The organism is Albidovulum marisflavi (assembly GCF_025751435.1).
In the GTDB taxonomy this organism is placed as follows: Bacteria; Pseudomonadota; Alphaproteobacteria; order Rhodobacterales; family Rhodobacteraceae; genus Albidovulum; species Albidovulum marisflavi.
In genome coordinates this window covers 1-13,072 of the sequence record NZ_JAOWKY010000008.1, presented here as the reverse complement: position 1 = coordinate 13,072, position 13,072 = coordinate 1, and the positions used below count along the sequence as shown (strand labels likewise).

The window sequence follows — 13,072 nt, the reverse complement described above, 5'->3', positions numbered from 1 at the left end:
ATAGCACGATTGAACGCCAGCATCGGCAACGCGGGCGTTCCAGCGATCCGCATCATCGTCGTTGGGGACAGCCTGTCCCATGGCGGGGCAGGCGGGGCCACGGATGGCGCGACGGCGGCGGGCAAGGCGTGGCTTTGCTACAAGTCCGACACCGTGACGCAGATCGGCCCCATGTCCAAGGCTTACAACAAACTCGGCGGATGGGGCTGGCATGTGCCGTTTGCGAATGAACTCTACGCCCTGACCGGGCTGCGCACGGTCTGGGTGCCGATGGGCTACAACGGGACCGCCGTGACCGTTGAGGGACGGTCGGATGCGAATTGGGACTTTGCTGCGCCGCTGAATGCCGGGAACCTGACCGTCATTCCGTCCTGGGCCGGTGAAAACCGCTCGACCATCCTGCCCAACTCCACCGACGCCCTGAGCGATCTGTGCGGCCTGACCGTCACGCAGACATGGGTGATCGAGGTAGACAGTTGGCACGAGGAAGGCGCGCTGATCAATTCGGCCACCATGTCGTCGAGCCGCGTCACCGGTTCCATGGGCGACATGTACGACTGGTTCGCAGCCAATCATGGGGCAACACGCCTTTACTTCGTCCGCGCGGGGGTCATCGGCGTCGATCAGGCAGCGGTGACGGCTAATGAAGCCGCCTATGCCTATCCAACTGTCAGGACCGCGCAGATGGCCGCAGAGAACGCGAACATCTGGTGTTGTTTCCAGAACGCAAATGACGTCGGAAGCCCGTTCAACACGCTGACCGTGGACGGCAACGGGCGCTGGTCAGCCGGATCCGAACGCTATGACGGGACACACTGGTCAGAAGCCTATGCCAACTGCGTCGGCAAGACGATGGCCTACAACATCGCCGTTCGGGAAGGGTTGATCTGATGCCGCGCACGATCCCTGCCGCCGTCCGCGCTGGTCTTGAGCGGGAAAGTTCGCCCGATGCGCTTCTGGCCTTCATGACGATCACGCATGCGAACCTGGCCGAGCCCATCCGCGTGGTCAGCGACGTGATCGACTACGTCTGGAATGGCGAAACCTACATCGGCCTGCCGTTCGAGGTCACGGCCGTGACGGACGAAGACGGCCCGCCTGCGACGCAGATCCGGGTGCAGAATACCGACCGCCGCGTGGGTGAGGCGATCCGGTCGACGCCCGAGCGGGCGATCATCGGCCTGTCGGTGCTGTCGTCGGCCGATTTCGACCTGACGCAGGAGCCGCGCGTCGCCACCGGGACGCCCGCGACGATCTATGCCTTCCAGCACTTCGAGCTGGTCGACGTTTCGGCGGACGTGGTCGAGATCACGGCGCGGGTCTTCCTGCGCGACTATACCCAGGAACAGTGGCCCGGCATTTCGGCCACGCAGTCGCGCTGCCCGGGGCTGTTCCGGTGAACTGGTGGGATGCCTACGTGGGCCTGCCCTTCGGCGAGGGGCGGGGCGAGGTGACGTGCTGGTCGCTGGTCGTGCGCGTCTTTGCCGAGCGGCGCGGGATCGCGCTGCCGACCTATGGCGAGATATCGGCGCGCGACCTTGCGCGGATCGCCCGCACCATGGGGCGCGCGCAGCTGGGCGAGACATGGGCCGCCGTGAGCGCGCCCGCGCAATTCGACGTGGCGATCATGCGCAGCGGGTCTGGCCGCGCCGCCATCGTGCATGTCGGCGTGATGATCGATGCGACGCGGATGCTGCATGTGGAAGCCGCAAGCCATGCCGTCGTGGTGCCGATCACCCATCACAGCGTCCGCGGGCGGATCGCGGGATTCAGGAGATACCAGGCGTGACCATCCTTGCCGTCTATCGCGAGCCGTTCAGTTTCGCGCCGGTCGTGCGGCGCCTGCCGGAGGGCGAGTCGCTGGCCGGGATGCGCGCGCGAATGCGCGGCCTGCCCGACGATTTCGACGCGCGCGGCACGATCTGCCTGAACGGGCATCCGGTGCCGCGCGCCGCCTGGGGTCTGATCCGGCCAAAGGCCGCCGCCGTGACCGAGGTCACGTTTCACGACCGCCCGATGGGCGGCGAAGACGGCGGCAAGCAGATCCTGCAGCTGGTCGCCTCGATCGCGATCACCGTCGCCACGGGCAACATCATGGCGGGCAAGTTCGTGACGGCCGGCGGCCTGTTCGCGAAGAACTCGCTCAGTGCGATGTTCCTGGCCGGGGCGGTGTCGCTGGCCGCGTCGCTGCTTCTGTCGGCGCTGATCCCGCCGCCGACGATCGAGGAAGGCAAGAAGCGGACCGATCCGGGGTCCGCCTCGGCCGAGGGCAACGTGCTGGAACCGAACGGGTCGGTGCCGCGCGTCGTGGGCGAGATGAAGATTTTCCCGCCGCTCGCGACCGAGCCGCTGGTCTATTTCAGCGGGCAGGACGAAATCGTCGAGGCGGTCTACTGCCTGGCCGGGCCGCACCGGCTGGAGGACATCCGCGTCGGCGCCGCGCCGCTGACGTCGCTGACCGACATCGACTACGAGCTGCGCGAAGGGTGGCCCGGTGACCGTCCGCTGTCGCTGGTGCGCCGGCAGGCGCGGACCGAGGCGCTGCAGGCGGAGCTGCGCGGTCATGTCGTGGCGGACAGCGACAACCGCACGCTGGAAAGCGCGACGGGCAGCACCGCGTCGGCGCTGCCGCAGAAGCAGGTCGTCGCGACGCGCGACGCGCCGGACGAACAGATGCTGCACCTGGTTCTGCCGCAGGGGCTGTTCAAGAATGCCGATCCGCCCGTCGCGATGCGTGTCCCCTTCCGACTGCGCCTGCGCGAGATCGGCGAGGATACCTGGATCGACCTGCCGGAGCTGCATTACCAGGCCGGCAAGATCGGTCAGCTGCGGGCCTCGATCCGGCTGATCTGGAGCGACGACGCCACGACCACGCCCGGCGCGTCCCAGACCGAGGGCTGGGTCGAGGCGCGGATCACCGCGCCCGGCCAGACGGTCGATCCGGTCCAGGATGACTGGACCGCGCATCCCTATTTCGACGATGGCGCAGGCGATGACTACCTGACCGCGGCGAACCTTGCGTCGACGGCGGTCGATCACGTCATCATGGATCGGCACGAGGTGCAGATATACCTCGACACCGCGACCTTTCCCAAGGGCAGATACGAGATCGAGATCCAGCGCGGCGCGCCGATCCGGCAGTCGGACTGGTCGTCGAGCGCCTACACGGTGTCGGGCACGGTCTGGGACCTGTTCGGCTACCAGGGGTCACCGGCGAAGATCCCGTTCTCGAAGGAGGGCGTCAGCGACACGGTCTACCTGGCGCGGTCCGCGAGCGTCTGGAACGAACACCCGGCACCCGCGAGCGGCCTTGCGCTGATCGCGATTAAGGCGCGCAACCGGCAGCTGGAGCGCGTGAGCTGCAGGGCCGGGGGCTGGGTGCGCGACTGGGACGGGACGGGCTGGCGCGACTGGGTCGTCACGGACAATCCCGCGCCGCACCTGCGCGACATCTACGTCGGCGCCGAAAACGTCGATCCGGTTCCGCTGGGCCTGATCGACGATGCGGGCCTTGTCGCCTGGCGCGCGGCCTGCACCACGCTGGGCTACAGCTGCAACGCCATCATCGAGGGCCGCACGGTCGACGATGCCGCCCGGATCGTCGCCAGCTGCGGCTACGCGAAGCCCTACATGGCGGAAATCTGGGGCGTCACGCGCGACTATGACCGGTCGGCCGAGGGGCCGGTGCAGATATTCACGCCGCGCAACAGCCGGGGGTTCCGCTGGACCAAGGCCTTCGCCCGGGTGCCGGATGGATTCCGCGTGACCTTCCGTGACGCCGCGCGTGACTACGAGGCGCGCCAGATCACCGTGTTCCGCAAGGGCGCGTCGGACGACAGCGCGCGGATCGAGCAGGTGACCTACGAGGGGCTGGTGTCCGAGGCCGACGTGATCGCGCGGGCCGCCTATGACCAGGCGCAGCCGGACAGCCGCGGCACCTTCTACGAACTCGACGCGCCGGCCGAGGCGATCGTCTGCCGCCGCGGCGACCTGGTCGGGGTGCAGCATGACATGCTGACCGCGCAGGCGGGTGCGGGCCGGATCGTCGACTGGGAATATGACGGCAGCGGTGACATCGCGGCGATCTGGCTGGACGAGTCCGTGCCGGTCCAGAACGAGCCGGATTTTCACGCGGTCACCGACCTGCACGCGATCACCAGCATGCGCGCGATCGGGCGCAAGAGCGGCGCGGCGATCCGCCTGTCGGACGGATCCGTGACGACGCAGGCGCTGGCGAATGCCACGGGCGACAGCGCGCGGCTGGAACTTGCGGCGGCGATGTCGCCCACGGGTCTTGCCGACGGGCTGCTGGCCACGGTGGGTCCGCTGGGCCGCGAATACATGCGCGCGGTGGTCTTCGCGATCCGCCCGCGCGCCGATTTTTCCGCCAGCATCACGCTGGTCGACGAAGCACCGGAGATCTGGACCTGATGGCAAGCCGCGACCGTTATTCATCCGCCACCGTCGGCGACATCGCCGGGGATGACTTTCTTGACCAATACGCCGGACATGTCGACACGATCTACGACGCGTCCTGTTTTCCGCTGACATCGGTCGGCGGGACCGGCGATGCGGTCACCGCGGCGCTTGACCCCGCGCTTGACGCGGGCGGGTTCGCGGATGGCATGCGCTTCACGCTGACATGGGGCGCGGCGAATACCGGCGCCGTGACGTTGGCGATCAACGGCGGATCGGCGCTGGCGGTCCTGGACAAGAGCGGCGCGGCGCTGGTGGCGGGCGACCTGTCGTCCGGCCTGCGGTCGATGATCGAATATGTCGGCGGGTCGTTCCGCATCCTGACCGAAGTCGGCGGCACCGCCGCCGGCGGGGTCGCGGCCAGCTACCAGGCATTCACGGCCTCCGGGACATGGACCAAGCCCGCGGGCATCGCCGATGACCAGATGGTCGTGGTGGAGCTTTGGGGCGGCGGCGGCGGCGGTGGCCGCGGATCTTCCTCGGCGTCCGGAACCGGCGGCGGCGGCGGCGGCGGCTACGTCCGGCGCGCGTTCCGCGCCGCGGACCTGCCATCGACGGTCAGCGTCACCATCGGCCAGGGCGGCCTTGGGCGCACCGGAAGCAATGGCGCCGGCACCGCGGGCGGCAATTCGACCTTCGGCGCGCTGCTGACCGCCTATGGCGGCGGCGGCGGCGCCGGGAACGCCGCCGGACAGGGGCGTGGCGGCGGCGGCGGCGGCGAGCTTGAGGCTGGGACAACCGGCACCGCGGGCGGCACGACGGGGTTGGGTGGCGCGGTCGGCGGGGCCGACGGCGGCATCGGCGTCAACGCGGGCCGCGCCGGCACGATCTGGGGCGGCGGCGGCGGCAACAGCGGCAAGGCGGTCTTCGGCGGCGGCGGCGGTGGAACCGACACGGCCGGCGGCGATGGCGGCGTCAGCCTGCACGGCGGCAACGGCGGCGATGGCGGTGACGGGTCGCCCGTCCCGACGTCCGGGTCCGCCCCTGGCGGCGGCGGCGGCGGCGGCAGCACCTGGGACGCCGGCAATGGCGCCCGCGGCGAGTGCCGCGTCTGGATCATGGGCGCCTGATTTCAACGCAACGACTGACGTTTGCCCGGGCGCCGACGCGGCGCCGGGGATGGGGCGATCTTGCCCGAACAGATGAGCAAAGGAGGCTCTCATGGCAGCAGGAAACTGGCGGATGTTCGGCAACGCGCTCGAACAGATCCTGAAAGGCGGCATCGACTGCGACACCGACACCTTCCGCATGGTCTTGGTCACATCCGGCTATACGCCGGACCAGAGCCTGCACGATACCTGGTCGGATATTTCCGCGAACGAGGTCGCTGCGGGCGGCGGTTATTCGACCCACGGCAAGCTGCTGACGGTCACGGTCACCCGGTCTGGCCTTGTCGTAACCATCGACTGTGACGATCAGTCCTGGACCAGCTCGACCATCACCGCGAAATACGCGGTCATCGTGCGGGATGCGGATGCGAACGGCGCGCTGGCGGCGGGTGACCTGGTCGTTGCTTTCGTAGACCTCGACACCGGCGGCGGCTCGGTCTCCACCACGTCCGGGACGCTGTCGATCACGATCAACGCCAGCGGCGTCTACCAGATCACGGCCTCCGGTTCCTGATCTCTGACGGGGCGGGCCTGGGATGGCGCAGTTTCTGAGACCTGACAGCGATGTCGCGACGTCGTCGTGGGCGGGCACGCCCACGGCGGCGCCGAACATCTGGCAGAACCTCGACGAAGCCACCGCATCGAACACGGATTTCGCCTATTCCGGAAACAACCCGAACGGCTCGGGCTGCGAACTGGGGCTGTCGAACCCGGCCGCGACGCCGGGAAGCGGCACCTGCACGGTCCGCTACCGCGACGCGCAGTTGAACGGCACCGCGCTGTCGGGAAGCGGCACGGCGGTCCAGCTGGACGTGCAGCTTGTGCAGGGCACGACGGTCATCGCATCGTCCGGGGTGCATACGCTGGCCGGGTCCTGGACCGCGCGCAGCTTTACCTTCGCGGCCTCGGTCGTCACGGACTGGAGCGACCTGCGCGTCAGGTTCGTCGCCACGGGGGGCGGGGGCAGCCCGTCCAACAGGCGCGGCGCGGGCGTGTCCTGGATCGAGGTGGAAACGCCCGACGCGCCCGCGTCGGTGGATGCCACGGCCACGCCGGGGGCGGGGTCCGCGACCGGGCAGGGGGCAGCGCCAGCCGTCGGGACGGGGGGTGTCGAGGCGGCTGCGAACCTTCTGACGGGCGCGGCGTCCGCGTCGAATGCCTCATCGATCGCCACGTCGTCGATCACGGTGACGGCGGGCCGTCCCGTCATCGTGTGGCTGGAGTTCACGGCAGTCGCGACGCAGGCAACGGCGTCCGACATCGGCGTGTCCGGTGCCGGGCAAACGTGGTCGAAGCTTGCGGCGGGAAGCGTTGAGGCGTCGCCTGAATTCGACTTCTTTCACCTCTGGTATTCTCCGGCGACGGGTGGCGGCACCGGCCCGGTGACGCTCACCCTTCCGTATGCGGCCGACAGTTACGCATACACGATCTTCGAGATCGAACCATCGGCCGGGGCAACTGTCGCGATCGGATCCGCAGATGTATCGGCGGATGGGGGCGAAGCGGCCAGCATTTCGGACAGCACGGCCGCTGTCGGGGCGAACGACTACCAGATCGCCCTGACGGCGCTTGGCGACGCATATTCCGCGCCCACCATTACCGATGTCGCGCCGCGCGCTGGCTGGACCGAGATCGACCAGAGGGTCGTCAACGAAAGCGTGTGGGTGTCCGCCGTCCATGCGCAGATCTCGCCCAAGGGCGGCGAAACGACGTCATCCGCATCCTGGAACGCGGCGACGGCGCACAGCCGGATCGTCACCGTCCCATTGACCGTCGCGGCCGCCTCTGGCGATGCGGCCCTGACGCCGGGCGCCGGGTCCGCGAGCGGGGCGGGGGCGTCCCCCACGCCCACTGCCGCCGGCGCCACAGCGTCCGGCGCTGGCAGCGCGACCGGGCAGGGGCAGGCGCCCGGCGTTGCCGCGGGCGCCGACGCGGCCCCTGGCGCAGGCGGCGCGGCCGCGTCCGGCAGCGCGCCGGCGGTTTCTGCGGGGTCGGGTGCGGCACCCGGCGCGGGATCGGCCGACGGACAGGGGCAGGCGCCGTCGGTTTCGGCGGGAAGCAATGCTGACCTGCTGCCCGCCTCCGGCGCGGCGTCTGGACAGGGGGCCGATCCCGCCGTTTCCGCGGGTTCCGGGGTGGCGCCGACGACTGGTGCGGCATCGGGCGAGGGGTCCGCGCCTGCGGTTGCCGCCGGGGGTGGCGCAGACAGCCAGGCCGGAACCGGCACGGCGGCCGGCACGGGACAGGCTGCGGACCTGTCGGCGGACGCAACCGCCAGCCCCGGTTCCGGGTCCGCCGATGGGCAGGGTCAGGCGCCGGCGATATCGGCGGGCGGTGGCGCATCCATCGCGCCCGGCGCCGGGTCGGCCGATGGATCGGGATCCGCGCCCGGCGTTTCGGCCGGTGCCGCCGTCGCGGCCGGGTCGGGGGCCGCGGCAGGGCAGGGGCATGTCCCGAGCGTTTCGGCCGACGGCAATGTCAGTCTGTCGCCGCTGGCCGGCGCCGCTGACGGGGCGGGTCTGGATCCATCCGTCACGACCGCCGCGACAAGCGCGCCGGGATCCGGCACGGCGACAGGTTCCGGCGCCGCACCGTCAGCGGAGGTCGCCGCCGAGGCGCAGCCCGGAGAGGGTGGCGCGACTGGCGCGGGTTCTGCGCCGGGCATCGGCGCGGGGGCGGATGTGCTGGCTGGCGCCGGGGCGGGCGCGGGGCAAGGCCAGGCGCCCGCCGTCGTCATCCTGGGTGCCGCGACGCGGGGCGGGTTCGCCGCCACGCTGATCGGGGCGAGGGATTTCGCCGCCGCGGTCGAGGCCGGGGTCGCCTTTCCGTCCGGCCGCGTCCTTGTCCGGCAATACGCCACCGCAATCGACACAAACGACCACGCGGGGCCGATCCGCGTCAGAGCCTTCGGAGGGTAAATGAGCGCCACATTCTATCGCAAGGCGGAGTCCGTGGGGATTCCGCTGTTCATCCAGCTCACCGATCGTCATGGCCGGTCGATCGATCTGACCGGGGCCACGAATGCGCGCGTGTCGCTTCGCGCGGCTGGGGCCAGCGGAACGCCGAAGGTCAACGGCAAGCCCGCCGCCATCGCCGACGGGATCTATTCCGTGCCGGGGCAGGGCAGCGTCACGCTGTCGCCGGTCGATGGCGTGATCGTGTGGCAGCCCGTCGCGGCCGACATCGATGAGCCCGGCACGTTCGAGGGTCTGGTCAAGGTCGACTTCCCCTCATCGATGACGCTGATCGCCCCGGACGAGGGCACCTTCAGCCTGATCGTGGGGGGGGCGTTCTGATGACCAGGTCTTCGATACTGGATGCCATCATCGCCTGGTTTTCCACCGATCCGGGAAAGGCCGTGATCGCTGGCGGGCTGGGCGGCGTGGTGCGCTGGCTGACACTGCGGCACAGCCTGGCGGAGGGCGTCGTGACCATGATCGTCGGCGGCATCTGCGCGATGTTCCTTGGCCCCCTGACGACGCCGATCCTTGAGCCGACGATCGGCAAGATCGCGCCGGTCGGTGACGCGGCTGGCCTGGGCGCCTTCATCGTCGGGATGGCCGGCGTCAGCCTGTCGGGCCTGATCATGGACGTCTTTGATCGCAAGCGCCGGGAGGCCGACAATGACGACGCGCATTAAGCGCGAGGCGCGCGTCTGGGCCATCGTGCTGCTGATGGCGGCATCCTACCTGACCGGGGCCACGCAGACCGACTGCTGGGGCTGGATCGGAACCATTGTCATCGAAAGGACCGTGCGATGAGCGCAGAACTGGCGCCGCTTCGAGCCTATATCCGGCGGCACGAAGCGCCGAAGGGCTACAACCAGGTCTATGGCGGCATCAAGGCAAAAGACCTGCCGCCGCGCCCGCTGACGCAGATGAAGGTCCGCGAGGTGCTGGCATGGCAGGACAGGATCGACGCGCGCTATCCGTCCGAGGCCGCGGGGGCCTATCAGATCATGGAAGACACGCTGCGCGCGATGGTCAGCCACGGCAAGGCTGATCCAGACGCGCTGTTCGATGCGCGAACGCAGGATGCGCTGGCGGACGAACTTATGCGGGGCCGTGGCCTGGACAGCTACCTGTCGGGCAAATGGTCGGCCGAACGCTTCTGCAATGCGCTGGCGATGGAATGGGCGTCGCTGCCCGTCGTCACGCCGGTCGAGCGCGTCAAGCGCAACGCCGCCGGCAAGGTCGTCAAGAAATGGACCGTCCCGGCCGGCGCGTCCTACTACAGCGGCGACGGGCTGAACAAGGCGCTGACATCGACGGACGAATTCCTGCGCGTGGTGCGGGCGATCCGCGAAACCCGCCCGAACATCGTCCCCACGCCGCAGGCTGCGCCACCGCGGCCGAAGTCGGCCCCGCGCGCCACGACGACGGCTGGCGCCGTCCTGGCCGCTGCCGCCGCCGCCCTGGCGCTGTGGTGGGCGGGCGTCAAGGCATCGCTCTGCGCGTTGCCCATCATTTCCATCATCTGCGGAGGCTGAGATGAGACTGGTCGACGACGCGGGCCGCGCATGGCGCTGGTTCTCGATGCAATCAATGGCGGCCGCGTCTGCGCTGCAGATCACGTGGCTGAACCTGCCGCCGGACCTGAAGGCGGAAATGCCGCCGTCGCTGGTTCCATGGCTGACTGTCGCGATCCTGATCGCGGGCGGATTGGGCCGCATGGTGAAACAGGGGGGGACCGATGCTTGACCTGATCTTCGGGCTGCTTGGGGGGCTTTGGCCGTACCTGGTCGCCGCGGGCGCGGCCGTCGCGGCGATCGCGACCGCCTACCTGAAAGGCGGTGCGGATCGCGATCGCAAGCGCGAGACGCAGGCGGTCAAGCGCCGCCTGCAGACCATCACCAAGCGAGAGGAGCTGGAACATGACGCCGAGACCCAGGACGACGCTGGCCTTGTCGATCGCCTTACTCGCCGCTAACTGCGCGATGCAGCCGGGGAGCTTCTGCGACGTGGTGACAGGGCCGATCACGTTCGCGCCTGAAACCGCCGCGCAGATCGTTCGCACGGATCGCCCTGCGGCGGTCCGGATCGACGTGCAGAACGCCTACGGACGCGGGCACTGCCCCGGCGCGTGGTGGCAAGGGTGAGGGGCCGCTCGCGCGTCCTGCGCTGGCCCCGGTGGCGGCTGCTGCGTCGATAAGGCGGGCGTGTCGATGTCAACTACGCCGTTGTACGTCATTGTACGTAGACGGGTCCAGATAGGAGCGAACGCATGAAATTGACCGAGAAGCAGAAGCTGGAGGCAATGGCCCTGCGCTTCTATCAGGGCCTCGAATGGGCGCCCGAGGCTGGCCACCTTTACACCACCTCGCGCGCGGACCTTGAGGTCTACGAGGTGGTGAAGGTCGAGGGCGGAAAGGTGTTTACTCGCTACACCGAGGGCGAAACCGCCGAGGTCTCGGAGTGGCCCGCTACCGAGTTTCTGACCGAGGGTTTCGGTCCCAAGCGCGTTTGGGTTCCGCCCTTCGTGCTGTCCAACTGAGGAGCGAGGCCGTGGCCGAGGAACAGAAAGACGCCGCCGATCACCTACTCGCCGCCGCGCGCGCGGGGAGCGGCGAAGGAATGACCCGAGAGCAGTTCGTCGCAGCGGCGGGCATATTCTGGGACAGCTGGCATCAGGCGCGCAAGTTCATGTCGGCTCCGGCCGGCAAATCCAGATAGGAGCGCTGAGATGCGGTGCGCGATGTTCGCGACGATGCGACGGCGATCTAGACGGCGATCGCGGTTACGCCAAGCGGAACGGCCTGTGTGGCGGCCGTCGGAACGAACTGGCGCGGTCAGATCGGCGAGGCGATGTGAGACGGCGATCCCATGTGATCCGCTGGCCGAAGTGGCGGCTGATAGGCCGGTGGTTCTGGCGATGAAGTTTGTCACCTTCACCGACGGGGTCCTGCGCTGCTATGAAAGCGGGGCGCTTGTCTTCGAGGTGGAGTTGACCCGCGCGGCCATCGTCAGGCTTGCGCGGGACCGGCTTAAGTGGACTTGCTGGCTGCCTTCAATCGCAAGCCGAGTGACGGAGAGCTGCGGAGTTTCCAGGACAACCTGCGCGACTCAGTCTAGATGCACATCAAGGCTTCGCCGCCAATGCACATCAAAATTTTCCTCAGAGGGTAGACACAACATCTGGGGAAACTGCGATTCGTTCGGGTCGCTGATCCACATTTGGTGAAATAGTGCCTCGAACTCGTGATTTGCGAAGTTTTCGTGAGTCAAGTAGAAAAGTGAAGAGGCTGCGAAAGTTCATTCGCAAATTGTGACTTCTGTTTAGGTAGGCCCATAGCCATGTTTGTCGCTCTTCAAAAGCTGTTCGCCCAGTGGGCGCCGGTGAAGAAAAAGCCTGCAAGCTTCGCCTCCGAGAAAGAGGCGTATGATTTCTGCCGCAAAGTATATAGGGAGACCGGTGGTGTAACGCCGGAGCTCCGCAAGGCGTTTGATCGATACAAGAAGAACACTGATGCCGCCCCAAGAGCCGCAGCTCGACCTGCAGCGCGTCTGCATAACGCCCATTAAATCGAAGAGCTGTCTTCGACATTTTTGCTGTAGCGAACCTGGTATTGATCATTGGGCCAAGGACAAGTCCTTCAAGCTGCATGGCGCCGGCCGCGCGCGCGTGAGCGTCGCCAGATTGAGCGAGGGATCCGAGGGTATCGGATTCTATAGCGTTTCACTGAATCATCAGAAGCAGGACAAGCTTCAGCACGATCAGAGGGACAAGTGGAAGGATGGGGCGCCGTTCTTCTACCTGGAGTGGGTCGCAACCCATCGTCTATTCCAGTGCAAGGGGCTCGGGACCCATATGCTTATGGACGCGCTCAAGAAGGCGTCCGCAGTTTCCGATATCGTCCCGATCTATGGCGTTGCGCTGCGCTCCCTGAACGACAGAACTACGGCCTTCTATGAGCGTCTGGGCTTCGCGCCCGCGCCAGAGGAGGAGCGGAACCCGCTGATGATCTTGCCGATCTGGACCATCAAGGATCTTGTGGGCTGACGATTTACCTGTAGGCCTGCCCCGGAAATACCAGTTCGCCGTGCACCTCGATGCAGTCGATTGCAGCGGCCTTCAGAGATGCCAGAGCTGCCTCTTCGGTGGCGACTCTGCCGCGATCCCCACCGATCAGGAAACTGAACCAGCACCAGCGCCGATCGGGTTCAGCATTGCTGTGCAGTTCGTAGTGCGCGATTCCGATCACCCAACCGCCGCACCTGACCTCCCACCGGACGACCTGGCGGGACGGATCCCGCGCGGCGGGCTTCTTCGTGAAGGGGGGAACAGGGCGCGAACCGCTTCGGGACTTTTCTCGGGACTCATCGGGACTTTCTGGCCGGTTTTGTCCGTTGTTGTCCATTTGTTCAGGTTATCGCGGTTGTGACTGTCGCGGATATCACCGCAAAAACGTCTTTATTATCAGATGGTTACGGGGGTTTCTCTTGGAGCGGGTGAAGGGAATCGAACCCTCGTCGTAAGCTTGGGAAGCT

The 13,072-nt window shown here is 67.7% G+C and carries 18 protein-coding genes; 17 read left to right on the top strand and 1 reads right to left on the bottom strand.

What is annotated here, in order from left to right:
* Positions 1-9 precede the first annotated feature (9 nt).
* The 17 genes from OEW28_RS18640 to OEW28_RS18560 all read left to right on the top strand — a co-directional run bounded on the left by OEW28_RS18640 (position 10) and on the right by OEW28_RS18560 (position 12,584).
* On the top strand, positions 10-891 hold the full coding sequence (locus OEW28_RS18640; RefSeq protein WP_263736309.1) for a hypothetical protein: 882 nt from the start codon (positions 10-12) through the stop codon (positions 889-891).
* Positions 891-1,400: a DUF1833 domain-containing protein gene (locus OEW28_RS18635; protein ID WP_263736308.1), complete on the top strand. Its 510-nt coding sequence runs from the start codon at positions 891-893 to the stop codon at positions 1,398-1,400. Before OEW28_RS18640 ends, OEW28_RS18635 begins: the two co-directional genes overlap by 1 nt.
* Complete coding sequence (locus OEW28_RS18630) at positions 1,397-1,789, top strand: C40 family peptidase (RefSeq protein WP_263736307.1); 393 nt, start codon at positions 1,397-1,399, stop codon at positions 1,787-1,789. The genes OEW28_RS18635 and OEW28_RS18630 overlap by 4 nt, the downstream gene beginning before the upstream one ends.
* Positions 1,786-4,431, top strand: a complete 2,646-nt coding sequence (locus OEW28_RS18625) for a phage tail protein (RefSeq protein ID WP_263736306.1) — start codon at positions 1,786-1,788, stop codon at positions 4,429-4,431. The genes OEW28_RS18630 and OEW28_RS18625 overlap by 4 nt, the downstream gene beginning before the upstream one ends.
* On the top strand, positions 4,431-5,546 hold the full coding sequence (locus tag OEW28_RS18620; RefSeq protein ID WP_263736305.1) for a glycine-rich domain-containing protein: 1,116 nt from the start codon (positions 4,431-4,433) through the stop codon (positions 5,544-5,546). Before OEW28_RS18625 ends, OEW28_RS18620 begins: the two co-directional genes overlap by 1 nt.
* Before the next feature lie 91 nt (positions 5,547-5,637).
* Positions 5,638-6,099, top strand: a complete 462-nt coding sequence (locus OEW28_RS18615; RefSeq protein WP_263736304.1) for a hypothetical protein — start codon at positions 5,638-5,640, stop codon at positions 6,097-6,099.
* Between the two features lie 22 nt (positions 6,100-6,121).
* On the top strand, positions 6,122-8,503 hold the full coding sequence (locus tag OEW28_RS18610; protein WP_263736303.1) for a hypothetical protein: 2,382 nt from the start codon (positions 6,122-6,124) through the stop codon (positions 8,501-8,503).
* Positions 8,504-8,881: a hypothetical protein gene (locus OEW28_RS18605; protein WP_263736302.1), complete on the top strand. Its 378-nt coding sequence runs from the start codon at positions 8,504-8,506 to the stop codon at positions 8,879-8,881.
* A complete protein-coding gene (locus tag OEW28_RS18600) occupies positions 8,881-9,225 on the top strand; it encodes a hypothetical protein (protein ID WP_263736301.1) in 345 nt (114 codons plus the stop codon). Before OEW28_RS18605 ends, OEW28_RS18600 begins: the two co-directional genes overlap by 1 nt.
* Entirely contained in the window at positions 9,209-9,346 is a 138-nt protein-coding gene (locus OEW28_RS18595) for a hypothetical protein (RefSeq protein WP_263736300.1), read from the top strand. Before OEW28_RS18600 ends, OEW28_RS18595 begins: the two co-directional genes overlap by 17 nt.
* A complete protein-coding gene (locus OEW28_RS18590; RefSeq protein WP_263736299.1) occupies positions 9,343-10,074 on the top strand; it encodes a lysozyme family protein in 732 nt (243 codons plus the stop codon). The genes OEW28_RS18595 and OEW28_RS18590 overlap by 4 nt, the downstream gene beginning before the upstream one ends.
* Position 10,075: 1 nt before the next feature.
* A complete protein-coding gene (locus OEW28_RS18585; RefSeq protein WP_263736298.1) occupies positions 10,076-10,285 on the top strand; it encodes a DUF7940 domain-containing protein in 210 nt (69 codons plus the stop codon).
* Positions 10,278-10,514, top strand: coding sequence for a hypothetical protein (locus tag OEW28_RS18580; protein WP_263736297.1), 237 nt, complete (start codon positions 10,278-10,280; stop codon positions 10,512-10,514). The genes OEW28_RS18585 and OEW28_RS18580 overlap by 8 nt, the downstream gene beginning before the upstream one ends.
* Before the next feature lie 7 nt (positions 10,515-10,521).
* Positions 10,522-10,683 (top strand): hypothetical protein, encoded by a 162-nt coding sequence (locus OEW28_RS18575; protein WP_263736296.1) that lies wholly within the window; start codon positions 10,522-10,524, stop codon positions 10,681-10,683.
* A 125-nt stretch (positions 10,684-10,808) separates the two neighbouring features.
* Positions 10,809-11,078, top strand: coding sequence for a hypothetical protein (locus OEW28_RS18570; protein WP_263736295.1), 270 nt, complete (start codon positions 10,809-10,811; stop codon positions 11,076-11,078).
* A gap of 11 nt (positions 11,079-11,089) precedes the next feature.
* Positions 11,090-11,257, top strand: a complete 168-nt coding sequence (locus OEW28_RS18565) for a hypothetical protein (protein ID WP_263736294.1) — start codon at positions 11,090-11,092, stop codon at positions 11,255-11,257.
* Positions 11,258-12,221: 964 nt separating this feature from the next.
* Entirely contained in the window at positions 12,222-12,584 is a 363-nt protein-coding gene (locus OEW28_RS18560) for a GNAT family N-acetyltransferase (protein WP_263736293.1), read from the top strand.
* Positions 12,585-12,588: 4 nt separating this feature from the next.
* Here the strand turns inward: OEW28_RS18560 and OEW28_RS18555 are convergent, their stop codons facing one another.
* Positions 12,589-12,786 (bottom strand): hypothetical protein, encoded by a 198-nt coding sequence (locus OEW28_RS18555; RefSeq protein WP_263736292.1) that lies wholly within the window; start codon positions 12,784-12,786, stop codon positions 12,589-12,591.
* Between the last annotated feature and the right edge of the window lie 286 nt (positions 12,787-13,072).